Raw genomic sequence first — 26,718 nt, forward strand, 5'->3', positions numbered from 1 at the left:
TATGAAAGCATTAGTATTTACAAAATATGGTTCCCCTGAGGTTCTTCAGCTAAGGGAAATCGCAAAACCCATTCCTATGGAGAATGAAGTTTTGGTAAAAATTCATGCCACAGCAGTAAATGATTACGACTGGAGCATGATACGAGGCAAACCCTATCTGTATCGCCTGCTATTTGGTCTTTTGAAACCAAAACATCAGATACCGGGCATGGAAATGTCTGGTACCATTGAAGCTGTTGGCACAAATGCAAAGCTATTTAAAGTTGGGGACGCGGTATACGGGGATATTTCTGCATATGGTTTTGGCAGTTTTGCGGAATACATGAGCATCAATGAAAAGGCCCTCACTCTTAAGCCCGATAAAATGAGTTTTGAAGAAGCCACAGCAATGCCACATGCTGCCACTTTGGCCTTACAGGGCTTGGTTGATTCCGGGGATATCCAGAAAGGCCAGAAGATCCTTATAAATGGTGCAGGTGGCGGCATGGGCACTTTTGGCTTACAAATTGCGAAGTTATATAATGCAGAAGTAACCGGAGTTGATACCGGGGACAAGCTAAAAATGATGAAGGAAATAGGTTTTGATCATATCATTGATTATAAGCAGGAAGATTTTACCAAAAACGGACAAAATTACGACCTGATCCTTGACGCTAAAACCACACGCTCAACCTTCGATTACTTGAGGGCACTGAATCCCAGCGGCAAGTATGTCACTGTTGGAGGTTACCTGAACCGTCTTTTCCCTATGCTTCTGCTAAAACCCTGCATTTCTGTTTTTAGTAAAAAGCGCATCCATATCCTTGCTCTGAAACCTAACAAAGACCTGGACTATATTAGTGAACTTTTTGTAGCCGGAAAATTAAGGCCCGTAATAGATGGTCCCTTTAACTTAAGTGAGGCAGCAAAGGCCATACAGTATTTTGGTGAGGGAAGGCACCGGGGAAAAGTAGTAATTGTAAATAATACACTATTGTAAATGTTAGCAATAAAACCCCTTTTATTTGTTGCTCTAATTACAAATATATCCCTCGGGCAGATCAGTGATACTCTGGAACATAGGGAGATATTAAATTACCAAATAAACAGAACCGAATACAAAGAAAAGCTTAGGGGCTTCTGGCTGGGTAGCTGTATCGCTAACTGGACAGGTTTGCCCACGGAAAACAGGCGCACTGATTTTCCCTTTTTCACAGATTCAGATTTTGGACCCGGCAAATACGATTACGTTTTGAACCAAAGCCCTTGGGGGGCTGACGATGATACGGATATTGAATATATCTATCAGCATGCCATTGAAAAGTATAATAATTTTATGCTCACAGGAGAACAAATTAGTGCCGAATGGCAAAAACATATTGGCTTACCCAAACTTTGGGTTTCTAATTTAGCTGCTTTAGGGCAAATGCAAAACGGTACCATCCCGCCCGATACCTCATTACCTGAAAACAATCCCATGTGGGACATGATAGATGCGCAACTTACCACAGAGATTTTCGGAGCATTTGCTCCGGGCAGGCCGGATATTGCTTTAGAAATGGGCCGGTTACCGGTTAGAACCACTGCATACCTGCATTCGGAATGGGCCGCAGAATTTTATATTATCATGTATTCACTTACATCAGTTGTTGACAGTTCAATTTCGAGAAAAGATCAAATTCTATGGTTGGCAGAACAAGCCAGGAAGAGAATCCCGGATTGGTCTTATATTGCTGACATGTATGACTTTACTAAAACCGCCTACGATACGAATCCCGATAAAGGCAACTGGGAAAAAACGCGTGATGAAATCGCAATGCGCTATCAACATAATGTAACAGCCGGATATCAATATAAATACCCATGGGATTCGGGAATCAACTTTGCGGCATCTATGGTAAGCCTGTTTTACGGTGAAGGTGATTATAAGAAAACGATTCGCATTGGTGCAATGTGTGGCTGGGACTCAGATAACCCAACGGCAACTTGGGGCGGATTGCTGGGTTTGCTCTATGGGTATCAGGAACTTGAAATACAATTTAATAAGACAGATTTTGCCGACACATATGATATAGCACGTACCAGGTTTAATATGCCAATTCCATTGGATAATTTTACAGATATGGCTGAACGGGGAATTGATATTATAGATAATATTGTAATTAAAGCTATGGGGGGAAATATAAAAGGAGATACATGGATAATCCCTGCAATGGATTCAGAAATTGCAGCCCCAGCCGTTAAGGAAACAGTTGTCCCATGGTTAACGATTGAAGATAACGACCCCGGATGGAAATTTGATGGCTTTGAGTCTCATAGCGAGAATTGGAATGCCTCCGGTTCTACCATTGCGAAAGGTTATTCCTATTGTACTGCAGAGTTTAATTTTAAAGGTACTGCCGTTCAGTATTACGCCCACAGGAGTGCCGGGGGTGGGACAGTTGAAATTCTCATTGATGGCAAATCCTATGGTGAATTTAACCTGGAGAATCACGCCAGTATTCATGGGCAATACTACGTTAAGGTTTTTGAAAAGCTCGACCTGAATTATGGGAACCATTCAATTCAAATTATTGGTGATGCAAACGATAGCGAAAAGACCATAGATATGCTTTCAATTATAGAGGAGCCCAATTCCAAAGAATAATTCAATTGATAACTATCCAAAATTAGAAAGACGTGCAACGCTGATAACTCCACGTCGACAATTCTCAGAAAATACAATGCAATCTATTTATAAGCATTGCGTTTAACTTAGAATGCTTTCTAAGCTAAAATTAAAACCATATGACCGAAAATCAGGATAATTTAGATAATCTTTTAAATAAACTTGAAACACTTTTACAAAGGCAGGAGAACTTTTTAGCAGAAATAAATGGGCTGAAAGCAGAAATAAATCAATTAAAACATGCTGAAACAAAAAAAGCTGAAGTAAAACAGGTTGAGGTAAAAAAAGAAATAATTGAGGACACACCTATAGAAAAATCATCAACGGTAAAAGAAACTGCTCCGTTACAAAAAGCAGCCCCAGCACCTAAAAAATTGTATCGGGATGTCAATCATAGAATTTTGGGTGGCGTTTGTTCCGGACTCGCTGAATACCTGGGGATAAGTAAAATTCTGATACGCATTCTCTGGTTTCTTTTTACCTTATTTTTTGGCATAGGCTTTTTCATCTACATAATACTCTGGATCGCAATTCCCAAAAGGAAAACAACCCAAGCTTTGCAAAAGCGGCAACCGGAAACCACGGCAAAACCGGTGTTGACGGAAAAGGCCATTTTATCTGAACCTCCGGTTAAACATAAACAAGCCAAGGCGGTTTTCAACTGGGAAAAATTTATTGGCGAAAATCTGATTAATAAAATTGGTATTGCCATCCTGATCATTGGAGTAGGTATTGGCGCAAAGTACTCTATTGATAACGACTTAATAAGCCCGTTAACCAGAGTAATTCTCGGGTATTTAATTGGATTGGGGCTTTTAGGAATTGGCATGAAGTTAAAGGCCAAGTACGCTAATTTTAGCGCGGTATTAGTTAGCGGGGCTATGGCCATACTATATTTCATTACTTATGTTTCTTATAGTCTATATGGGCTGTTCCCTCAAATAGCTACCTTCCTTTTGATGGTATTGTTTACGGTTTTTATAATTATTGCTGCTTTAAACTATAACAAGCAAATAATTGCACATATAGGTTTGGTAGGTGCTTATGCGGTTCCATTTCTATTGGGCGATGATTCGGGAAAAATTGCGATCCTTTTAAGCTATATGTCAATTATCAATGGTGGAATACTTGTCCTGGCATTCAAAAAATACTGGAAAGGACTTTACTTTTCATCTTTCGCACTTACATGGCTCATTTTTGCCTCATGGTATGTGTCAGAATACAAAACCGGGGAACATTTCGGATTGGCTTTAGGCTTTCTCTCGTTGTTTTTCTTTATTTTTTATGGCACTTTCCTTGCCTTCAAACTCAAGCAAAAAGAAAAATTTGAATTCACCGACATTTTATTGATACTGGCCAATTCATTCATTTTTTACGGTATTGGTTACAGCATATTTGCACGTCACGATATAGGTTCACAGTTCCTTGGTTTATTTACAATTTTTAATGGTATCCTGCACTTTCTGGTCAGCGCCTTTATATATAAGCAAAAACCAGGTGATAAAAACCTGTTCTATCTTATTTCCGGAATGGTTTTGGTTTTTATCACCCTCGCTATTCCTGTGCAGTTAGATGGAAATTGGGTTACACTTTTATGGGTTGGAGAAGCAGCGTTATTGTTTTGGATAGGGAGAACAAAACAAATTAGTATTTATGAAAACATTTCTTACGCATTAATGCTTTTGGCAGTGACCAGTATCTATCAGGATTGGTTAAGTGCCTATTACTTTAGAACCTTCGACATGAGCCTCGAACAGGCAACCCCCTTATTTAATGTCAACTTTCTGAGTTCGTTACTTTTCGTTGCTGCGTTTAGTGCCATTACTTACTTAAATTTCAACAAAAAATATCCCGGTTCTTTAAGCACCAGGAAAGAATTACAACAAATCGTTTCTTTTTTGATCGTTACGGTACTCCTGAGTACAATTTACATGGCTTTCAGGCTAGAGATAGAAAATTATTTTAACCAGCTTTTTGCAAGTTCTAAATTAACAATTAGTGACTATGAAGAATTCCATAATTATGACATAAAAGACTTTAAAACAATTTGGATCATCAATTATTCTCTGTTCTTTCTGACTGTGCTGTCTTTTGTAAACATCAGAAAAATAAAAAACAGGTCGTTGGGATTATTTAATCTTGCTTTAAATATACTTGCTATTTCAGTTTTTTTAGTCCAAGGATTATATGTACTCAGTGAGTTGCGCGTAAGCTTTATAAATCAGTCATTTTCAGAATACTATCAAATCGGCGCCTATAACATTGCTATAAGATACATTTCATTCGTATTTTTTGCCCTGATAATGGTTTCGAGTTATACCTATATTCGACAGGAATTTATGAAAGTTAGCCTGCAAATGAAATTTTATCTGTTATTGCATATAGTTATTTTGTGGACAGCAACCAGTGAACTAATAAATTTATTGGATCTTTCAGGATCTCCTCAAAACTATAAACTTGGCATCAGCATACTTTGGGGCATATATTCATTATTGTTAATCGCTTTAGGTATCTGGAAGAATAAAAAGTATCTGCGAATTGGTGCAATCACCTTATTTTCCATCACTTTGATTAAGCTTTTCTTTTATGACATCTCACATCTTAATACTATTTCTAAAACCATAGTTTTTCTTTCACTGGGAATATTACTTTTAATCATTTCATTTTTATATAACAAATTCAAACACAAAATTGCCGAATAAATTGAAAATCAAAATCAGTGCCTCGATATTATTCTTAATATGTTCCTATTCATACGCACAACCTGAGCAGCATATTTTTAAAAGAGAACTGCAGGGAATTACGAATACTTGGCATAAAATTGTATTGCCCGAGGAGATCTTTGGAAAAGTTTCCTCTGGTTTCAATGATATCAGAATTTTAGGGTTAACGGATTCTAATGATACTATAGAAGCCTCATATATGTTACAACTTAAAAAAGAAAAAGTTGTCAGGACTGAAGTAGATTTTAAGCTATTAAACACAACTAACAATGATCAAGGGTACTATTTTACGATGGAAGTTCCAACGGAAGAACCTGTAAATGAACTAAACCTTAACTTCAAACAGGATAATTTCGATTGGCTGTTGTCACTTGAAGGAAGTCAAAATCAGCAGGAGTGGTTTAGTATAGTGGATGATTATAGAATTTTATCGATTAAAAACTCTGAAACCAATTATCAATTTACGAAAGTAACTTTTCCAAATACAAAGTATCGTTTTTTTAGATTTCAGATAAAAAGTAAAGAAAAACCAGATTTGTCGTCCGCAAAAATCGCCCTTAATAAGGTTACAAATGGCAGTTTCAATCAGCACACAATCAACAAAATGGAAAGCTTTGAAAACAAAGCACAGAAACTTACAACAGTGGAAGTCAGTTTAAAATCACCAGTTTCTGTAAGTTCTATAAATATTGATATTAAAAATACTTACGACTATTACCGGCCCGTAACCATATCCTATCTGGCGGATAGCATAAAAACTGAGCAAGGGTGGAAATACAGGTATCAGCACTTAAAATCCGGAACGCTTAGTTCCATAGATAAAAATGAATTTGTGTTTGAAAGTACAATACTCCATAAACTGAAAATAGTCATTCAAAATCAGGACAATACTCCATTGACCGTTGCAGGCATAACCCTAAAAGGTTATGTTCATGAATTAATTGCCAGATTTACGGAACCTGCAACCTATTTCCTATCCTATGGAAACAAACAAGCGGCAAGACCCAACTACGATATTAATCGCTTCACATCAAAAATTCCGGATAAGCTCGTGGCCCTGAGCTTGGGAAATGAACAACTGGTAGTAAAAGATAAGGTTTTTACAAATCAACCGTTGTTCAAAAACAAAAATTGGCTGTGGGCTATTATGTCCTTACTTATTCTGGTGATTGGATGGTTTTCGATTAAAATGATAAGAACAAAATAACGGTCCTTTAAGCCATTGAAAATATTTGGCTTATAGAATGGTAAGCGGGAAGAATCGCAGTATTCGCAATTTTGAATATAGGACCGGCCCCCTGGTAAAAAGAGCAATAAAATTTCTTTTTCTTTTTTAGGCTACTTCTGATCAGATATATTTGCACAAAATTGAATTTGTGATCCGAAGCAGGCTAAAAACCCTTTGTTTTTTGTTCTTACTACTGCCTGTTTGGAGTTATGCACAAACTGAAGAACAAACACCTGCCAAAAATATAAATGAACAATTTCAGACCTGGATTTCACTAAATAGTGTTTTTCAATTGTCACAACATTGGTCCGGTTTAGCTGACCTGCATATTCGGCGCAGCGATTATATAACTAACCCGAGTTTTAATTTTATACGCTTTGGGGCCCGATACGGCTTTAATAACAACCTTAAGATCTCAGCGGGTTATGCACATCTCTGGCTGGCAAAAGACGAGAACTGGACACTCTTTCTAAACGAAAACAGAATATACCAGGAATTAATACTGGCAGATACATACCCTAAGTTTAGCGGCCTGTTTAGAATACGCACAGAACAGCGCTTTTTTAACAATGTGCAGGATGGGATATCTTTGCAGGACGATTACTTCATTAACCGTATACGATTTCTGTTTAGTATTAATATACCATTTAAAAAAGGAGGTAAAACATCCTTTTTAGTAGCTGATGAAATCCACCTTAATTTTGGGAAAGAGGTTGTATTCAACACTTTTGATCAAAACCGACTGACAATAGGAATCAAACAAAAAATAAACAAGAGATGGAGTTTTGACTGCGGCTATATGCTGGTTTATCAACAATTACTCAGTGGAACAGATTATAACCTCAACCATACTTTCCGACTGTTTTTTTATGGCAATTTCGATTTGCGCAAAAATAAGGAAGAACAGATAAGGCACAGCCAGACTATAGACTGAATTCCTTTTTACACGGATAATACCTAAATACCTGCTCCCCAATTTTATAATTAAAATTTTTGTTGCAGGCAGATCGAAATATTCTATTTTCCCGGATTACGACTAAACGAAATATTAAAGGAAAAATTCGTATCTTGATAGTTACTCCCCCGGCAATACTAACCTTTAAAAATCATAACAATGAAAACAAAAATTTTTGGACTTCTAATGTTGGCCGTTTTAACGCTCTTTGCCTGCAAAGAAAAAGAATCAGAAATGGTTACGGAGGAAACTGTGGCCCCTGATTCTTCTGAGTATGACAAAAAAGTCGCTGTCGTTCGTGCCTTTTTTCAGGCGCACTGTGACGAGGATTTGGATGCACTGAGTTCCATGCTTGCAGATGACATGAAATGGAGCCCGCCGCATTATAACGGAAACCAGTGGCTGGGCAAGGAAGATCTCCTGGCAGCACTTAAAAACTACCATGATGGCTTTGAAAACATAAAATATGCAGAAGGTATCGTTATGCCCGATTCTACTGCTAATGGCTTCTGGTCTGGCTCCGTCTTTCCGATGCAAAATGCAAATACCAGTGCAGGTGTTTTGCGTGTATACGGCACCTGGACCGCTACGCACACAGAAAGTGGAAAAGAGATTGGCGTTAAATTTTTCAATCTTTCCTCGGTTAATGAAAATGGGAAAATTGTGCAATCTTCCGACTATTTTGACGTAAACGGTCTTGCCGTACAGATAGCAGCAGAAGAGTAAGATTTTATGGCTATAGAACTTAAGGTGGTCATTTTTTGATCACCTTTTTATTTTGCCTGTTATTTTTATTATCCAAAATACATTAAGTTGCAACTTAAAAATTCAATGGATAATTAAAATAATTGAACGACCACAAAATCATGATGAAGAAATATTTATTATTAAGTAGTACCTTGATACTCCTTTTTTCCACAACTATGTTTTCACAAAACCAGCCCTTTGTTCCTTCAGATTTTAAAATCCCCGACACATTGGAAAACCAGCACTTCCGTATAAGGATGCTAACGGTAAATGACGTGGTAAAGGACTATGATGCGGTAATGACCAGCATTGAAAATTTACAAAAAATGTTCCCATTATCGAGCTGGCCATCCAGGGACCTGAGCTTTGAGCAGGATCTGATTGATCTGGGATGGCATCAGAAAGAATTTCAAATTAGAAGTTCTTTTGCCTATACAGTGGTTTTGCCAGATGAAAGTGAGGTTATTGGTTGCCTTTATATCAATCCCACCACAAAAGGCGATTATGATGCCCAAATAACGATGTGGATTCGAACCAGCATGCTGGACAAAGGATTGGATGCCATTCTATTCAATTCTGTACGCGAGTGGATTGAAAAAGACTGGCCTTTCCAGAAAGTTGCCTATCCGGGTCGAGAAATTTCATGGGAAGACTGGAAAGTCCTGAAATAAAATATGTCTTCAAAACTACGATCAACCTTATATACATTATAATCCTTTTATATGAAAAAAATTTTCCTTTTAATTAGTGTTATCATTTCTCAAAGTTTTTTAAATGCTCAGAAACCCATATCTCCATCTTTTGAAGATATTATTTCTTTGCGTTCGGTCTCCAATGCTGTTATTTCACCAGACGGCAACAATCTTGTTTTTGAATCCAGCACTACAGATTGGAAGGAAAACAGGTATGACCGGGAATTGTGGCTTTCAAAAAACGGAGATAAACCAATTCAGCTAACTAATAACCTTAAGGGAAGTAGTAGTGATCCTAAGTGGTCACCAGATGGCAAATGGATCGCTTTTTTATCCAAACGAGGTGAGAAAACTCAAATACATGCAATTCGTTTTGAAGGCGGAGAGGCTTTTCAGCTAACACATACTAAAAATAATATTCAAGGCTTTGATTGGTCACCCGATGGTCAGAAAATTGCTTTTCTTCAATCTGAAGACAAGACAGAGGAAGAAAAAAAACGCAGGGAAAAATTCGGAGGGTTTGAAATAGAAGACGGGGAATACCAGTTAAATCAGATCTGGCTTGCAGATTTTAACCCCTCTCAATTAGGCAACAGCTTAAAACCAGAGCAGTTAAAAGATACTTTGTATACCAAAACCCTTGAAGCCAAAATAATAATGGATAGTGTATCATTTTCCGTAAATAGTTTCAAATGGTCTCCGGATGGGAAAAAAATTGCATTTGAGCACCAGCCGGATCCTTTAATAAACAGCTTCTTCAAAGCTGATATTTCTATTTACGATATGGCTTCAAAAACATATAAAACATTGGTGAATAACCCAAGTTATGACGGTCTTGTGGATTGGTCACCCGATGGAGATGCAATTCTCTATCAATCCAACCTCAACGATAGCACTTCCAATTACTATTTAAACAGGAAACTATTCAGAATTAATACAGACGGTTCACAGAACAAACAGTTGGCATCAGATTTTGATGAGAACATCTACGGAATAAAGTGGACCCAAAACGGCATATTTGGCATGGCCTGGCAGAAAACGCTGCGCCCTGTCATAAGAATAAATCCTGTAAATGGGAAGACAAAAGTACTTGCCGTCAACGCGGAAAGAATCTGGAATTACTCGTTTTCAAAAGATGCTAAAAAAATGGTGTACACAGCCTCGAATGACAATGATCTTCCTGAAATCTACCATGGTTTTTATCCAGTTAAAGATTCAAAAAAAATTACCGAATCCACAAATCAGCTAAACAATTGGTCTGTGGCAACTAGCGAGGTTGTTTCCTGGAAAAGCAAAGACGGTGCACTCATAGAAGGTATCCTCCATAAGCCTCAGGATTATGATCCTTCTAAAAAATACCCACTCCTTGTAATCATTCACGGTGGGCCAACCGGGATTTCCACCCCCGGCCCTACCCCATCATATGTCTATCCTATGGTGCAATGGCTAAATAAAGGAGCATTGATTTTGCGTCCCAATTACAGAGGCTCTGCAGGTTACGGGGAAAATTTCAGATCTTTGAACGTAAAAAATCTGGGGGTTGGAGATGCCTGGGATGTGTTATCCGGAATTGCAGCCCTGGAAGATAAAGGTATGGTAGATGGCAAAAAAGTAGGCGCCATGGGCTGGAGTCAGGGCGGTTATATTTCTGCTTTTTTAACCACAAATTCGACTAAATTCAGTGCTATTTCGGTGGGTGCGGGGATTTCAAACTGGATGACTTATTACGTAAATACGGACATACATCCATTTACCAGACAATATCTGAAAGCAACACCATGGAGTGATAAAGAGGTATATGAGAAAACCTCTCCTATGACTAACATAAATAATGCTTCCACACCAACGCTAATCCAACATGGGGAATTTGACAAACGAGTTCCTGTGGCAAATGCATATGAATTGTTTCAGGGTCTTCAGGACAAAGGGATTGAAACGGAATTAATTATTTATAAAGGCTTTGGACACGGTATAAATAAACCAAAAGAGAGACTTGCTGCTACCTGGCATAACTGGAAATGGTTTGGGAAATACATTTGGAGTGAAGAAATTGAAGTGCCCCGGGAATAAACAATACAAGCTAAATGAAAATTAAACGCTTTAAATCTATCTTCCAAAATACTATTTTCCTTTGTTTAATATTCCTATGTGCCTATACCTCATTTAGCCAGGATTCTATTTCTATTGATTCAGAATTCGATAAAAACACCAAAACTTTTGTAGCAGTCCCTTTAATTACAAATAATCCAGCTATGGGCACAGGATTTGGCGGTCTTGGAATGTATTTTTTCAAACTCAGGAAAGACGATGAAGGATCACCACCCTCGATGGTTTCTCTTTATGCCATTTACAGCTCAAATAAAAGTTATGTTTTTACGCCTTTTGGACGGTTTTTTTGGAATGAAGACAAAAACAGAGCAACTTTTGCAATTGGTGCTTTGAGAATAAATAACGATTTTTTATATGATGAACAGGGAAATGATCTACGTCTGGTTTACTCTGAAATTCGGAATTTTATGTCTGCCGAATACAGTCGGAAAGTCATTGGAGATTTTTATTTGGGCGTGCTATATCTGGGTACTAAAACGAGTTATAAATTTGATCAGGGCTCGGATGAAGAAAATGAGTTCACCAAAGATTTTTTTGAACAAAATGGCATTACGGACAATTTTGTTTCCAGTATAGGGCTTAATATTTCTTTTGATAACAGAGACTACCCGTACTATCCTACCAGAGGATTAAGTTTCAGTGTTCGTCCAAAACTCAATGCCGGCTGGCTTGGAAGCGACAATGATTATGTTGATACTGACTTTTCCTTTAACTATTTCTATTCCATTAAAGAAAATAAAATACTGGCTATAGATCTTTCCGGTGGTTTTGCATTTGGCGATGTAACTTTTGATGGGTATCAAAACTACGGTGTGCGCAATAGCTTAAGAGGATATCAAACAGGAAAATATAAAGGTCGGCATATGATTGCACTGCAGGCCGAATACAGATGGAGTTTCTACAGAAAATGGGGGGGCGTATTTTTTGCGGGAACCGGCAGTATCTGGGGCAATGAAAACAATGGCGAAGAAGAGTTTGAACGCGATTGGTTGCCCAGTGCAGGTATGGGTTTACGTTATATGGTCTCTAAAGCCAAGAAAATTAATATTCGCCTTGATTACGCCCTGGGGGTTGATGGAAATCAAGGGTTATATTTTGGGGTAATGGAAGCATTTTAGGCTTGTATTTTCCTTTTTGAATTGCAGCTTAAATCAGAAGAATATTACTTCAAATGACCACCCTCATATGTTAGTTCGTATTAATTAAGTATATTTCTCCTCTATAAATTACAGGAAGTATTTCCTGCAATTGAGGTCATCTCAGGAATTATCCGAAACTAAAATTTTATGAAGTATGAGCTATTATTTTAACACCACTTTAAAAGGAAAAAGCTTTGAAGAAGCGATTGAACTGGTTACTGCAGAACTTAAAAAAGAAGGTTTTGGAGTACTCACCGAAATTGATGTAAAAGAAACATTGAAAAATAAAATCGATGTTGATTTCAAGAAATACAAGATTCTGGGTGCCTGTAACCCCCATTTCGCTCACAAGGCACTGCAAAGCGAAGATAAAATAGGTGTTTTCCTTCCTTGCAATGTAATTGTTGAAGAACATGAAAATGGCGAAGTTGAAGTTTCTGCCGTTGACCCCATTGCATCTATGAGCTCTGTTGAAAATGAAGCCCTGGGGGGTCTCGCAACTGAAGTAAAAGAAAAGCTTATAAAAGTGATTAAAAACCTCAATTAAAATTTTTAAATAAACCCCATGATTAATTCCCTAAAAAATCAGCAAGGATCAATTCTTGCGATACTACTTTTATTTTGCTCAATTTTTTCTTCCGGCATTTATGCCCAGGATACGCCTGAATGGATTGCCGAAAGTAATGGATATACGGAGAAGCTGCTAGATGTTATTGCTAAACATAGCCCGGAATCTGCTGCCCGATTGGGGGTTGAAGGTTTAGACCATGAAATTACGGATTTGTCGGAAGGATTTAATGAAAGGGCAGTTTTGGATTTGAACCGTGTAAAAGAGTATTTAAAAACCTCGTTGGCGGAAACTGAAAACGAATTGGTCAGGCAAGATCTCCTGATTCTAATCGAAAGCACAGAAAACAATATTGAAGAAATAAATTTAGAGGACACTAATCTATTACCTTATTACAATGCCACAAGCATGATCTATAATGGGATCAGAGGCTTACTGGAAGATCGTATTCCTCAGGAGCGAAGACTGGATGCGCTTGTGCGTTTAAAAAGATATGCAGGAAATGAAAAGGGCTATACCCCTCTTACCATACTGGCTCGGGAAGAAATGGAACGGGAGTGGAATAAAAACAGTGATAGGATAGCACCGTATAGGGATGAAGTAGAGCGTGACCTAAAAACAAGCATCGAGTATATCAAAGAAATTGAAGGCCTGTTTAAAAAATATGAGATCAAGGGATTTGAAAAAGATTATAAAAAGTTGGTAGCGCAATTGGAAAATTATCACAGTTATATCAAAGAGGAGATTTTGCCAAATACCAGAACAGATTTCAAACTCCCCCTGGTTATTTACTCATTTAATTTAAAGGAATATGGGGTGGATATGCCTATAGAGGAATTGCAGCGAAGAGCTATGGTAGCCTTTAAAGAATTACAGACCCAATTGCAGGTCCTGGGTAAACTAATCGCAACTAAAAACGGTTATCCGTCTGATGATTACCGCGATGTTCTGCGCGCAATGAAAAAAGAACAACTCGATAGCGCGAACATTTTAACGGTATACAGGAAACAGATCAAGGAAATTGAAGGTATTATAAAAGACCGGCAGTTATTAACTTTGCCCGACAGGGAAATGACAATTCGTTTGGCTTCCCCGGCTGAAAGCGCTGCCGCCCCTGCCCCATTTATGAGTCCGCCCCGACTAATTGGGAATACGGGCGAATACGGGGAGTTTGTATTGCCTTTAAAAGCAACCGGAGGTTCAGACGGAACAAGTTTAAAAATTGATGACTTTACACACCTTGCAGCTTCCTGGCCGCTCACTGCGCATGAAGGTCGTCCCGGGCACGAGTTACAGTTTACAGCGATGGTAGAACGGGGAGTTTCGCAGGCACGGGTCATCTTTGCCGCTAATAGTGTCAATATTGAGGGCTGGGCCTTATATGCCGAAGAGATAATACAACCGTTTCTTCCCATTGAAGGGCAGTTTATGACCCTATGGAGCAGGTTGGTCCGTTCCGGCCGAGCTTTTCTGGATCCTGGTTTGAATTTGGGAACAATTACCCAAGAGGACGCAAGATATATCCTAAGTCAGGAGATAGGACTTTCCGAAGCACTGGTAAGGTCAGAACTGGAACGTTACCAGTTCAGGGCTCCGGGCCAGGCTACCTCCTATTTCAACGGCTATTTAAGATTAATGGAACTAAGGGCAGAAACCGAACTGATTCTGGGAGAAAAATTTGATCAGCACGCATTTCATGATTTTGTATTGGGACAGGGACTTTTGCCTCCGCGATTAATAAAAAAAGCCGTGCTTGAAGAGTTTATTCCCTCCTACAATTAATTCATTTGAATGAAAAAACTAATTCCTGTAATTTTTGCCTGCCTGCTTGGGTGTAAAGATGTAGATAAGGCCATAACTACACCTGTAAAAGTTCAAAATGTTCCTTCCCATACTTCGGTGATAGTTTTGGGTAATGTACAGGATGCAGGTTCACCACATATTGCCTGTAAAAAAGAATGTTGCCTTGAATTATTCCAAAATCCTGATGACACTAGAAAAGTAGTTTCACTGGGTGTTGTTGATCCTGAGAATAACAGGAAGTATCTGTTTGATGCTACTCCGGATATGCCGGAACAGCTTAAAATATTAAAGAATTACCTGCCAAAAAATGTAAATGAGACGGTTGATGGAATCTTCCTTACCCATGCGCATATAGGGCACTATACAGGTCTTATGTATCTTGGAACAGAAGCAATGGGAGCTTCCAATGTCAATGTGTTTGCAATGCCGGTAATGGATTCCTATTTAAGGAATAATGGCCCCTGGAGTCAGCTTATTGGTAATCAGAATATTTCTTTGCAGGCCTTAAAAAATAAACTGGAAATTTCCCTAACCTCAAATTTAAGCGTAATCCCGTTTTTGGTGCCACATCGGGATGAATATTCCGAAACCGTGGGGTATAAGATAGTTGGCCCCAATAAAACGGCACTGTTTATCCCGGATATTGACAAGTGGCACAAATGGGAAACCAATATTGCTGATGAAATAAAACAGGTGGACTATGCTTTTTTAGATGCCGGATTTTTTAGTGAGGAAGAAATAGACAACAGGGATATCTCGGAGATACCACACCCGACGGTACAGGAGAGCATGGAACTTTTTGCTGAATTGCCTTTAAAAGAGAAAACTAAAGTATGGTTTATACATATGAACCACACAAATCCAATGCTAAATCCTGAAAGTGAACAATCCAAACTGGTAATTTCAAAAGGGTATAATATTGCACGATTTAAGAATTTATTTGAATTATAATTAAACTAAAATTATGAATTTTCGTAAATTGCAAAGCTGAAATACTTATTAAAATATTTAATCATGAAAAAAGATTTTGAAACCAAGTTCACGGGATGGGCATTTATTTTTGCAGCAGTTTTATTATGGGGTGGCTGGGTCCTTTCACCGCACCATATAGGCGAGTATATTGTTGCCTCAGATTTTAAGGCAGTTAGCGAAGATCTATGGTTCTGGATATGGATGTTTCGGTTTCATATCTTTGGCTGGGTTACCATGGCGATATCCATATTTGCCCTTGCCTCAATTACAGCGAAAAAGCCCTACAGGGTTGTTCTCGTTCCGGGTGCAGGAATGGTGGTGATTGGAACAATGACCCTGGCTATTGCATCTGCCTTTTATTATAATTTCGGAGCCTGGGGAGTTGGCAAGACAATGGGGCTATCAGCTGCTGAAATTGAAGAATTTATGAATAATGTACTTTTTACCAACCAGTATGTTACTTGTTTTGTCCGATTCGGACGTGTATTCTCGGGTGTTGGTCTGGTATTACTGGGATTTGGGTTTATAAAATGGAAAATTGTCCATCAAGTAATGGGGTGGTTTACATTGCTATTAGGATTCGCAGCAATGGGCATTATAATGGGGATTCCTGATAATTATGAAATCTACAAACCTGTTTTTCATGTGAAAGTTATCTGGCTTGCTTTAATGGGTATTTTCATTTTATTAAAAGGAGTTAATCTTCCTGAATCAGAGTCCTGACAATTAGCTTGGAACTAATTTAATAATGGCATTCAACACTAAATAATTGAGCCTCATGTTTTAGGAATTATGAATTACTTCTTCCTAATCCATAGATTACCTCCGGTATTCTTATAGGTAAGCGGCATTTCTTTGAAGGCCTCCTTGTGATGTTGATGAATATAATGAGAAAAGAGTATTATCTCAAATTGATCATTATAACTCAAAAATGCTCTGAGTAAATAGTCCTCATTCCAGTTTCGCCCTTCAGAAACCCAGCTTTTAGGGTATTCAAAAGGGTAGAATACGTCATGAAAATGAATAATTACCCCCGGATTTAAAGTCGGCAATATTTTAAATATCTCGAAATTAACATCACTTCCTGTTTTTGATACATGGCTGCTATCAATAAAAAGAATGTCATCACGCTCTAATTTCTGAAACTTACTCAATGGAACATTTTGAACTTTTCTTTCTAAAACTTCGCAAATAGCTCTGTCATTGTCTTTAATAATTTTATTAAGGTATTTTGGATAAGGTTCAATAAATGTAAGATTGATGTCATTTACAAATACCTCTCTGGTATCTAGCATTACCGCCGAAGAATGCCCGGAACCAATTTCAACAATTCTTTTAGGCTTAAAATGTCTGATAAATGAATAAAGTACTATTCCATCCGTATATGCATAGGCCCCATTGTTGAAACAATATCTTTGACTACCCGTCTTCTCATCCTTAAAAGGCATTTCCTGATAATATTTCGAAAATTCCTTTAATAATAAAAGTTGTTTGTCAAGATTCAGATTTATTCCAGGGATAGTATCCTTGTCAACTTCTTCCCAAATCTTGTTTTCAAATTCAATGAGTTCGGTTTTGGATACAATCGGGGAATAAAAATGTCCCAAAGGATATTTGCTTAGAGGTTTATATTTTGACCATTTTAGAAAAGTCCGGATAACTATAATTATAAAATTATAAACTGATTTCATAGGTCATTTTTAGGGTTTTGATAGGATCTATCAATTATTAGTTTTAGTAATTGTACGGGTATCTGAGATTGACAATAATAGATACCCAAATATATTTATAATCCTTTTATAAAATTAAATAAAACCTTGTTTATACTATCCGATTCAATGCTTCCAGCATTAATTTATTTCCCGGATCCGGCTTTTCGGAGAGAAGCAAAGGAGTTATAATGCCCACAGCATCTTTAACCATGGTAATAGATTCGGCAACAACAACTCCCGGTTTTTCCGCATTTATCTTTAATTGAGCACCATATCGTGCCATTGCAATAAAATGATTCAATAACAATTTCTTGTCTTTGTTAAGTCCGGCTAGAAGGGAGCAGGTTTCTTCGGCATACTTATCGCCCCTGCTGACATATTCAAAAAACGCTTTTCTTAAATCCGGATTGTAGACAACCCCATAAAGGCCATCTGCCAAAATATTAGTAGTCTGAGTTCCAAGGTGACGCGTTTCATAGAATTTTTGTATCGCTTTTCCAAGCTGTCTGATATTGCTGAAATCGCTTACGCTTTTAAGGTTATTGCTCAACCTGAGTACATCATTAAAGGCGGCAGTCATTCCTCCTCCCGTTAAAGGATGTCTCATATTCAACGCATCTCCCAAAAGAACAGCTCGCTCCTTCTTAATGGGGCTTGCGGGTAATCTGTGATTGGGGAAAGTCTTAAACTTCCCTTCTTCAACGGCAGCTATAAAAGCCGGCCTTGCAGATTCAGGTATTGCCTGTTCAAACTCGTCCATCAGAAATTTCCTAAAATCCCTGCCCAGCCTTGGCGGCTTCTCTCCTTTAAAATCTATCAATACTCGCCAGGACGTGGAAGTTACAGGATATATGACCATGGGAGGATGATCTCCCATTACAAGATGCCCATGATTGGGAAAAGGCATTTTGCAATTTTTCAATAACAAACCCAGGAAATAACCATTTATTTTATTTGCCGGTTTGGATAGTTTCTCCCTGAATTTAGACAATGGTCCGTCTGTAACAACAGTAAGATGCGCATTTAAAGATTCCTCATCTGCTGCCAACTTTCGCTTATAACTTACGCCGGTTATAGTATCTCCATCTTCAATTAAACGGGTAACGGTTCCTTCAATAACCCTTATATTGCGCTGCGTTAAAATATGTTTTCTGATATTTTGTAAAAAAGCTCCGTTTCTGAAACCAAAACCACAAGGTTCACCATTTTTATTTGGATATGGAATAAGATAATCGCGATCTTCAAATAGGATATCATAACCATAAACAGGCTGCGCATCTATATGGTCAATAAAAGAAGTGAAACCCATTTCCCCAAGCTTTTGAACACCTCCGGGTTGCAACAACTCGCCTATAATAACATCTCTTTCACTAAGGTCCCTTTCAATAACGACAATATTTTTTCCCGTTTTGGCCAGGTTGGCCGCCAGAGTAGCACCGGCAATACCGGCACCTACGATCAGGACATCAATTTTATTATTTACACCGTTATTTGACATTTGTATTTACTAAATATCTTAAAAACTGGTTAAACCTTTTACTTTGATCATTAAGTTAATTAAAGAAATCTGACAGGAGGATATTTGCCCTTTCATTACAAATGTATTGCATTCAATATGAATCTTAAAATTTCATTTGTTTTCAATCACATCAATGTAGCAGATCTCTTTGGAAATTAAATTATTCAAAACTAAATTAATTTATATTTACAAATGAATTTGAGTCTTTTAACCGTTAATTAAGTATCCTATTACAGATACCCTGGATTCATTTGCCTTAAAGTAAAGTTTGTTATCCGATAATGGTCAATCCCATGCAAAATATTGAACAGGCCATCCAAAATATTTACGCCTGGATGTCCGCAAACCAAACCGAAGAAGGAACCTGGCCCGTGCCTTATGATGGTCCTTTTTTTCTTTTACCATTGTACATTTTTGCCATGAGAATATGCGGAAGGCATATGTCCGTGGAAACCAAAACAAAGATGAGCCGTTATATTCTGAGACATCAATTGGATAATGGTAGTTTTGGTATTCATCAGGAATCTAAAAGTGGTACTGTTTTTACCAGTGTAATTAATTATGTGGCTTTACGCTTTTTGGATCATTCTGCTTCAGAACCAGAATTGAAAAAAGCTTTGAATTGGATACATACCAAAGGAGGACCCTTATACTCAGCAAGTTGGTGCAAATTTATTTTGTCCTTTCTGAATTTATATTCTTATAAAGGAGTTGCCCCGGTACCACCGGAACTTTATATGCTCCCCGGCTGGTTTCCATTTCATCCCCGAAAAATTTCCGGTTATGTAAGGATTATTTATTTACCGATGTGTTACTTCTATCGGAAACGATTGTCTATCGAGACAGATGAACTAATTTTAGAATTGCGAAAGGAATTGTACCGGCAGCCCTATGACCAAATTAATTTTGCAAAGCACAGAGGTACTTTTGCTGATACGGATAATATCTTTCCTGAAACAACAATCTTTAAAATTTCAATGTGGTGGCTTAAAAGAATTGATCCTTTAATCCCACGGTTTATCAAAAAGAAAGCTTTAGCATTAGTTTACGAACACATAGAATACGAGGATGAAAATTCTAATTTTATAAGGCAAGCCCCAGTCAATGCAGTTTATAATACCCTTGTATATCATTTTAAGGGTGAGAAGGAAAAACTGGAAAAGTCATGGGCAAAATTACCCTTATACTTATGGGAAAATGATGACCAAATATTAATGCAGGGGTTTACCAATACCTATACCTGGGATTGTGGGTTTTATTTACAAGCTATCGGCAAGGACGCCACAGAACCTGCTTTAAAACCTTTGGCCATAAAAACGAGAAAATTTCTTTTGGAAAATCAGGTAACTAAGGAACTCAAAAATCCATTTAAATACCATCGGCTACCAAGGGCTGGTGGTTGGACGTTTAGTTTTCAGGATAATGGATGGGTGGTTTCGGACTGCACAGCTGAAGCCATCAAAGCACTTCTTGAAACGGAAGGATTGGGCGATGAACCATTATCTGACGAAAGAATTAACAAAGCCATTTCTTTTATAATGCTCCTTCAGGGCAAGGATGGTGGATGGACCAGCGTGGACAAAGCTATAGGGAGCCCAAAACTGGAATGGTTTAATGCCGCAAATGTATTTGTTGATATTATGGTTGACCACTCCTATGTGGAATGTACCGCAAGCATAATTCAATGTTTTGCGCAAATAAAACGAAGCAGACCCCATTTGTTTACTTCTGAAATGGAAAGTGCCATGGAACGGGCAGTTAAGTACCTCTTAAAATCACAATATGAAGATGGGAGCTGGGAGGCTCTATGGGGCCTGTGTTTCACTTACGGGACTTGCTTTGTCCTGGAAGGTCTAAGCATGTATGGTATGAATAAAGACCATGAGGCAATACAGCGTGCATGTACTTACCTATGGTCCAAACAAAAAGACGATGGCGGTTGGGGAGAAGCACAGGAATCAGCCCTGGCCAGAGAATATATTCAGGCCGAAAATAGTGTGGTAGATCAAACTGCATGGTCAATAATAGCACTGTTAAATGGGGGTTATGCTGAGGATCCCCGCTTAATCAAAGCCGTAAACTGGCTTATTGACCAGCAGCTTGAAGATGGGGATTGGCCTGTGCAACCAATGAGTGGATTGTTTTATAAAACAACGATGATCTCTTACAGGAATTATAAGCGCTATTTCTCACTATTGGCTTTAAAAAAGTACAGGGGAAAACTAAATGAGAAAATTTCTTAGACTTCAGGATTTATGACTTTTATAAAGCCATGATCGTAAATAAATTACTATCTTTTTAGCCGACTATTTGTTACATTAAATCCAGGCTCTTGGCCTATGTAACGACAAATTATGCAGGGGCAGTCATTACCTCTGTTGCAGGAATAAATAAGAAAAAAATAAAAAGAATCCCAATTCCAAATAACCATTAATTCAACTCAGATAAACTAAATATAGCATTATGAAATCAACTAATTCAAGTAAAACCAACAGAAGAAAGTTTATTAAAGAATCAACTTTATTAGGTGCGGGACTGTTCACTGTGCCGTTGGAAAGCCTGGCCAATACCAGATCAAAGTCTGGCGCAGATGGTTTATATATCATAGGTCCCAAAGAGGGTTATACACCAGAAATAGGCACCCTATTATCCACGATGACTATGATGCGGGAATGGGTGATTCGCAATGTAAAAGATTTGACGGCAGAAGAGTTGGATTTCCAAATAGATGAACAATCTAATTCTATTGGTGGCATGTTGTTGCACCTGGCTGCAACAGAAAGATATTATCAGTTAAACACCTTTGATGAACTTAAATGGGGTACCTGGAATGAGGAAATAAAAAAGGAATGGGATTTACCAATGAATTTGGGTAAAAAAGGAAGGGAACAGATAAAAGGTCATGAGATAGGTTATTACCTTTCCAAATTGGAGGAGGTAAGAGAAATTACAAAAAAAGAATTTGCAAAAAGAGGGGATGATTGGCTTAATAAAACAGAACCCTTTTTTGAGGAACAACCCACCAATAATTATTGCAAATGGTTTCATGTTTGCGAACACGAATCCAATCATAACGGACAAATTAAATTCATAAAAAAAAGACTCCCTTCATAAAAAAATATAGATTAGTCAAGATTGCTGTAGTCATAATTAAATAGGCAAGGTTTTGATAAGTTCGTAAGGGTAAAAAGAAAAATGAATTTTCTTTTTATTATCAATCCCGAGAAATAGGAAAACTGCGTAAAGGCATTTATCTTTCAAGCCTAAATTCTTAATTTCTTCATTTTAACACTATTATCTTAAATGATTATTCTTCGTACTTGTTACATTGCCCTTGTTTTTTCTCTGCTGAGCGCTAATTTTTCCTTCCTTCATTCCCAGGACTTTTCTTCGCTGGAATATCGGAACGCAGGGCCATATCGCGGCGGACGCGTTACTGCTGTCGCAGGTATTACATCGCAGCCTTCCACCTTCTATATGGGTGCCACCGGTGGTGGTCTCTGGAAAACAGAAGATTACGGCACCTCCTGGTCCAATATTTCTGATGGCTTTTTTAAGACTCCATCCATTGGGGCAATTGCCGTTGCCCAAAACAATCCTGACATTGTCTATGTGGGAACCGGGTCTGATGGATTGCGAAGTAACCTGATAGAAGGTAAAGGGATGTATAAGTCTATAGACGGAGGCAAAACCTGGTCAGAAACGGGGCTAGCCAATGTTGGGCAGATAGGAGCTATCCGTATACATCCTGCAGATCCTAATATTGTATATGTTGCTGCAATCGGCCGTGCCTTTAATTCAAATAATGATAGGGGTCTGTACAAAACCACAGATGGTGGTAACACCTGGAACCAAATTTTGTTTGTTTCAGACAAAACAGGAATTTCCGATATAGAAATGATGCCCTCCAATCCTGCTATACTCTATGCGGCCGCATGGAAAGCAGAACGGAAACCCTGGACTATTTTAAGTGGTGGTACACCTAAAGAAGGAGGGATTTATAAATCTATTGACGCCGGGAAAAACTGGACCAAATTAGAGAGTGGCCTTCCGTCTAAACTAATAGGTAAAATAGACCTCGAAGTATGTCCGGCAGATACTAAGCTGCTCTATGCATTGGTAGAAGCCCCTGAAGATGAAGGCGGGCTTTATATTTCAGATGATCAGGGTGAAACTTTTGAACATATCTCTGATGAAAAAAAAATCCGCACAAGACCTTTTTATTACACCAACATAAAAGCAGACCCGCAAAACCCCGATATCATTTATAGTATGGCCACGGACTACATGAAATCTGCAGACCGAGGTAAAACCTGGACAGAAATTACCTCGCCACACGGTGATAATCACGATATGTGGATCAATCCTGAAAAACCTGATCTTTTCATCCAAAGTAATGATGGTGGAGCCAACGTAACACATAATGGAGGTAAAAGCTGGTCTACCCAATTCAACCAACCTACCACAGAAATATACCAGGTAGAGGTAGACAACCAATACCCTTACTGGCTATATGGTGGTCAGCAAGACAACTATTCTACCGTAGCCGTACCGAGCATGCCTCCTTATGGCATTCAGACTCCCGGAATTGGTTATATTATAAATACAGGTGGTTGTGAAACAGGGCCTGCAGTGCCTCATCCCACAAATCCTGATATTGTTTACTCAAATTGCAAAGGCCGTTTTACAGTTTTCAATAAAAAAACCGGTACGGAACAATCCTACTATGTAGGGGCTTCCAATATGTATGGGCATAACCCAAAAGACCTGCAATACAGATTCCAGAGGGTCTCCCCTATTCTGGTTTCACCGCATAATCCAAAAGTAATTTATCATACCTCACAATACGTTCATAAAACTACCGATGAAGGTAAAACATGGAAAATAATTTCCCCGGACCTTACCGCTTTTGAAGCAGACAAACAGGTAATTTCCGGAAGTCCTATTACAAGAGACATCACAGGGGAAGAATTCTATAGCACGATCTACGCCATCCAGGAATCGCCTTTGGAAGAAGGTTTGCTTTGGGTAGGCGCTAATGACGGTCCGGTTCATGTAACACAAAATGGCGGTAAAACATGGAAAGACGTTACCCCAAAAAACTTGCCTCCGGGTGGCAGGGTAGATGCCGTTGAACCCTCATCACATAATCCGGCCAAGGCCTATATTTGCGTTTTAAGATATCAATTGGGGGATCGAAAACCTTATATATACAAGACCAGTAATTATGGAGAATCCTGGGAGTTATTAAGTTCAGGCTCTAATGGGATACCCGGGGATTATCCTGTTAGAGTACTTCGTGAAGATCCTGAAAAAGAAGGTCTTTTATATGCCGGAACTGAGTATGGTCTTTTTATTTCATTTGATGATGGGGCAAACTGGAAGAAATTTCAACAAAATTTGCCTGTAACTCCAATTACCGATTTAAAAATTCACCGAAGCGATTTGGTTTTAGCAACTATGGGCCGGGGATTCTGGATTTTGGACGATATCAACCTTTTAAGGCAAGAAAATATCGAGAATATTAAAAATCATATGTTGTTTAAACCCAATTCTGCGATTCGGTACAGAGTTCCATCCGGGGCCAGATTAAGCAAGACACCTGAATATCCCAAACCGGGCGTGACTATTGATTATTTTCTTATGGAGAAGATAAACTCTCCTTTAAAGCTGGAAATTATGGACGAAGGAATGACAGTAATTAAGACCTATGTTAGTGATAGCACAGGGATTTCAAAAGATAGCATCGTACGTGATATGAGTACAGAATTCCTTAACTATACGCTGTCTGACCAATTAGGGACAAAGGAAGGATTTAATAGGTTCCATTGGGATATGACCGCGACCGGACCATGGAATAAAAAGGCCGAGGACGCATATAAAAATGGTCCGCTTGTAAAACCAGGGATATACATGGCCAAACTGACAATTGATGAATTGGTATTGGTTAAATCTTTTCAGATAGAAATAGATCCGAAGGTAAAAGCTACAGGAATCTCAGAAAAAATAATCAGCGAGCAGTTTGATTTTCAAATAAAGGTGCGCGACTTGTTAAATAAGGCCCTGATGCTAGTAAACAAATTAGAATCAGAACAGGAAACTTTGGAAAACAAAGAGAAAATTACCAGGGCAGATAAATCCAGATTGTCACAGATAGAAACAATCCTTAATGAACTAAGAACCCGTGAAGGAATTTATGAGCAACCTATGTTAACAAGCCAAATCAATTATTTGTACAATATGATGAACAAGGCCGATCAGGAGATTGGGAAAGATGCATCAGACAGACTTGTAGATTTGCAAAATAAGTTTGAAGCCATCGAAAAAAATATTTTATGAAAAACATCTGGCTGCTCATTCTAATATCCAATTTAATTCTTGCCAATCTGAATGCGCAAGAGAATATTCCGAGTAAAAAACAATCAAGAGACATTCATTCCCTAATTGATAATTATTCCATGGCAAGGGCCAAAAAAGACACCTTGCTTCTAAAAAAAATTTTAACCACAGATATAGATCAATTAGTTTCTTCCGGTACATGGAGAAAGGGTAAACAGGAATCTATGAAAGGAATGTTGCGAAGCTCCAAAAACAATCCTGGTACCCGAACCTTGAAAATTGAATCTATACGGTTGTTAAATCCGCTGTGCGGTATAGTGGATGCCCGTTATGAAATCACAAACCCCGAAGGAGTTTCCAGAAAGATGTGGAGCACTTTTATAGTGGTAGCTATTGAAGATGAGTGGAAAATAAGCGCAATACGGAATATGCTCCCGGCCGGGCAACAATAGAATTGATAAATGAAGGCAATTGTATACACCAGTTACGGCTCCCCGGATGTTTTGCGGCTAAAAGAGGTTGAAAAACCAGAACCCAAAGAGAATGAAATCCTGGTTAGGGTACGGGCAGCCTCTGTAAACAGAACAGACTGTGCCAACCTGAGGGCGAAGCCATTTATCATGCGTTTTACTATGGGTCTTTTTAAGCCTAAAAAAAAGATTCCGGGAACAGAATTTGCTGGTGATGTTGTTAAAGTAGGGCAGGCTGTAGACACATTTAAGGTAGGAGATAAGGTATTTGGATTTGACGACAGTGTTTTGAGCTCTTATGCTGAATATCTGGTATTTCCGGCTAACAAAGGTATTGCAACTATGCCCCGAGGTTTTAACTATCAACAAGCCGGGGCTTGTATAGAAGGTGCGCATTATGCATATAATTTTATAAATAAAGTTGAACTCAGAAAAGGTCAAAAAGTATTGGTCAATGGCGCCTCTGGAAGCATAGGCACTGCTGCCGTTCAATTGTTAAAGCATTTTGGTGCAGACATTACTGCAGTCTGCAATACAAAGAATATAGGTCTGGTAAAATCATTGGGCGCAAATAAAATTATTGATTATACCAAGGTAGATTTTACCAAAGATTTGGAAAAATACGACTATGTATTTGACTGTGTTGGAAAAAGTACCTTTGGTAAATGCCGCCCTTTATTAAAACCCGCGGGAGTTTATATCTCTTCTGAACTGGGGCCCTGGTCTCAGAATATTTTTTACTCTCTTATTTCGGCTATTTTTGGAAGAATACCAGGCATGGAAGGAAAAAAAGTTAAATTTCCCTATCCGCCAAATATAAGACGAAGTGTGCTCCTGGTTAAAAACTTGATCGAAGAGGGTAAGTTTAAATCCGTAATTGACAGATCTTATCCACTTGAAAAAGTTGCTGATGCCTTCCGCTATGTGGAAAAAGGACAAAAAACAGGTAATGTTTCCATTACTATAGGAGGGGATCAGGAATCCAAATGAAGTTAATGCACCTGGTTTCAAAACCCTCCACACCAAAAACAATTATAATCCCCTACCCAAACTAAGGTTAAGTTGTTTTGCATATCCTTTTTAATTCAATCGCAT

The 26,718-nt window shown here is 38.3% G+C and carries 20 protein-coding genes; 18 read left to right on the forward strand and 2 right to left on the reverse strand.

Annotated features, from left to right (window positions below):
• Window position 1 precedes the first annotated feature (1 nt).
• From G504_RS0110565 to G504_RS0110630, 13 genes are all read left to right on the forward strand, one after another.
• On the forward strand, window positions 2-979 hold the full coding sequence (locus tag G504_RS0110565) for an NAD(P)-dependent alcohol dehydrogenase (RefSeq protein ID WP_019670147.1): 978 nt from the start codon (window positions 2-4) through the stop codon (window positions 977-979).
• Window positions 980-2,626 (forward strand): ADP-ribosylglycohydrolase family protein, encoded by a 1,647-nt coding sequence (locus G504_RS18580; protein ID WP_019670148.1) that lies wholly within the window; start codon window positions 980-982, stop codon window positions 2,624-2,626.
• 140 nt (window positions 2,627-2,766) lie between these two features.
• Window positions 2,767-5,349 (forward strand): DUF2339 domain-containing protein, encoded by a 2,583-nt coding sequence (locus G504_RS0110575; RefSeq protein WP_019670149.1) that lies wholly within the window; start codon window positions 2,767-2,769, stop codon window positions 5,347-5,349.
• Between the two features lies 1 nt (window position 5,350).
• Complete coding sequence (locus tag G504_RS0110580; RefSeq protein ID WP_240473037.1) at window positions 5,351-6,577, forward strand: DUF3999 family protein; 1,227 nt, start codon at window positions 5,351-5,353, stop codon at window positions 6,575-6,577.
• A 202-nt stretch (window positions 6,578-6,779) separates the two neighbouring features.
• A complete protein-coding gene (locus G504_RS0110590; RefSeq protein ID WP_169336907.1) occupies window positions 6,780-7,532 on the forward strand; it encodes a DUF2490 domain-containing protein in 753 nt (250 codons plus the stop codon).
• Window positions 7,533-7,712: 180 nt separating this feature from the next.
• Window positions 7,713-8,279, forward strand: coding sequence for a nuclear transport factor 2 family protein (locus G504_RS0110595; protein ID WP_019670153.1), 567 nt, complete (start codon window positions 7,713-7,715; stop codon window positions 8,277-8,279).
• A gap of 140 nt (window positions 8,280-8,419) precedes the next feature.
• On the forward strand, window positions 8,420-8,971 hold the full coding sequence (locus G504_RS0110600) for a GNAT family N-acetyltransferase (protein WP_205619665.1): 552 nt from the start codon (window positions 8,420-8,422) through the stop codon (window positions 8,969-8,971).
• Between the two features lie 51 nt (window positions 8,972-9,022).
• Window positions 9,023-11,062, forward strand: coding sequence for a S9 family peptidase (locus tag G504_RS0110605; protein ID WP_019670155.1), 2,040 nt, complete (start codon window positions 9,023-9,025; stop codon window positions 11,060-11,062).
• A gap of 14 nt (window positions 11,063-11,076) precedes the next feature.
• Window positions 11,077-12,219, forward strand: a complete 1,143-nt coding sequence (locus tag G504_RS0110610) for a BamA/TamA family outer membrane protein (protein ID WP_019670156.1) — start codon at window positions 11,077-11,079, stop codon at window positions 12,217-12,219.
• 175 nt (window positions 12,220-12,394) lie between these two features.
• The gene (locus tag G504_RS0110615) at window positions 12,395-12,787 is read left to right on the forward strand and encodes a DUF302 domain-containing protein (RefSeq protein ID WP_019670157.1); all 393 of its coding nucleotides are present in this window, start codon (window positions 12,395-12,397) and stop codon (window positions 12,785-12,787) included.
• Window positions 12,788-12,805: 18 nt separating this feature from the next.
• Window positions 12,806-14,590: a DUF885 domain-containing protein gene (locus G504_RS0110620; RefSeq protein ID WP_019670158.1), complete on the forward strand. Its 1,785-nt coding sequence runs from the start codon at window positions 12,806-12,808 to the stop codon at window positions 14,588-14,590.
• A 9-nt stretch (window positions 14,591-14,599) separates the two neighbouring features.
• The gene (locus G504_RS0110625; RefSeq protein WP_019670159.1) at window positions 14,600-15,562 is read left to right on the forward strand and encodes an MBL fold metallo-hydrolase; all 963 of its coding nucleotides are present in this window, start codon (window positions 14,600-14,602) and stop codon (window positions 15,560-15,562) included.
• Between the two features lie 63 nt (window positions 15,563-15,625).
• On the forward strand, window positions 15,626-16,306 hold the full coding sequence (locus G504_RS0110630) for a hypothetical protein (protein WP_019670160.1): 681 nt from the start codon (window positions 15,626-15,628) through the stop codon (window positions 16,304-16,306).
• Between the two features lie 74 nt (window positions 16,307-16,380).
• On the opposite strand, the gene G504_RS0110635 is transcribed toward G504_RS0110630, so the two are convergent.
• Both G504_RS0110635 and G504_RS18585 read right to left on the reverse strand, forming a co-directional pair.
• Complete coding sequence (locus G504_RS0110635; RefSeq protein ID WP_019670161.1) at window positions 16,381-17,274, reverse strand: class I SAM-dependent methyltransferase; 894 nt, start codon at window positions 17,272-17,274, stop codon at window positions 16,381-16,383.
• Between the two features lie 130 nt (window positions 17,275-17,404).
• Window positions 17,405-18,793, reverse strand: coding sequence for an FAD-dependent oxidoreductase (locus G504_RS18585; protein WP_019670162.1), 1,389 nt, complete (start codon window positions 18,791-18,793; stop codon window positions 17,405-17,407).
• A 314-nt stretch (window positions 18,794-19,107) separates the two neighbouring features.
• Here G504_RS18585 and G504_RS0110645 point away from each other — a divergent pair, with 314 nt between their 5' ends.
• From G504_RS0110645 to G504_RS0110665, 5 genes are all read left to right on the forward strand, one after another.
• The gene (locus G504_RS0110645; RefSeq protein WP_169336908.1) at window positions 19,108-21,057 is read left to right on the forward strand and encodes a prenyltransferase/squalene oxidase repeat-containing protein; all 1,950 of its coding nucleotides are present in this window, start codon (window positions 19,108-19,110) and stop codon (window positions 21,055-21,057) included.
• Between the two features lie 220 nt (window positions 21,058-21,277).
• Window positions 21,278-21,928, forward strand: a complete 651-nt coding sequence (locus tag G504_RS0110650; RefSeq protein WP_019670164.1) for a DinB family protein — start codon at window positions 21,278-21,280, stop codon at window positions 21,926-21,928.
• A 189-nt stretch (window positions 21,929-22,117) separates the two neighbouring features.
• The gene (locus G504_RS0110655) at window positions 22,118-25,153 is read left to right on the forward strand and encodes a WD40/YVTN/BNR-like repeat-containing protein (RefSeq protein WP_019670165.1); all 3,036 of its coding nucleotides are present in this window, start codon (window positions 22,118-22,120) and stop codon (window positions 25,151-25,153) included.
• The gene (locus tag G504_RS0110660) at window positions 25,150-25,605 is read left to right on the forward strand and encodes a DUF4440 domain-containing protein (RefSeq protein WP_019670166.1); all 456 of its coding nucleotides are present in this window, start codon (window positions 25,150-25,152) and stop codon (window positions 25,603-25,605) included. Before G504_RS0110655 ends, G504_RS0110660 begins: the two co-directional genes overlap by 4 nt.
• A gap of 9 nt (window positions 25,606-25,614) precedes the next feature.
• Window positions 25,615-26,613, forward strand: coding sequence for an NAD(P)-dependent alcohol dehydrogenase (locus G504_RS0110665; protein ID WP_019670167.1), 999 nt, complete (start codon window positions 25,615-25,617; stop codon window positions 26,611-26,613).
• The last annotated feature ends 105 nt before the right edge of the window (window positions 26,614-26,718 follow it).

The sequence above is a fragment of the Eudoraea adriatica DSM 19308 genome, from assembly GCF_000382125.1.
In the GTDB taxonomy this organism is placed as follows: Bacteria; Bacteroidota; Bacteroidia; order Flavobacteriales; family Flavobacteriaceae; genus Eudoraea; species Eudoraea adriatica.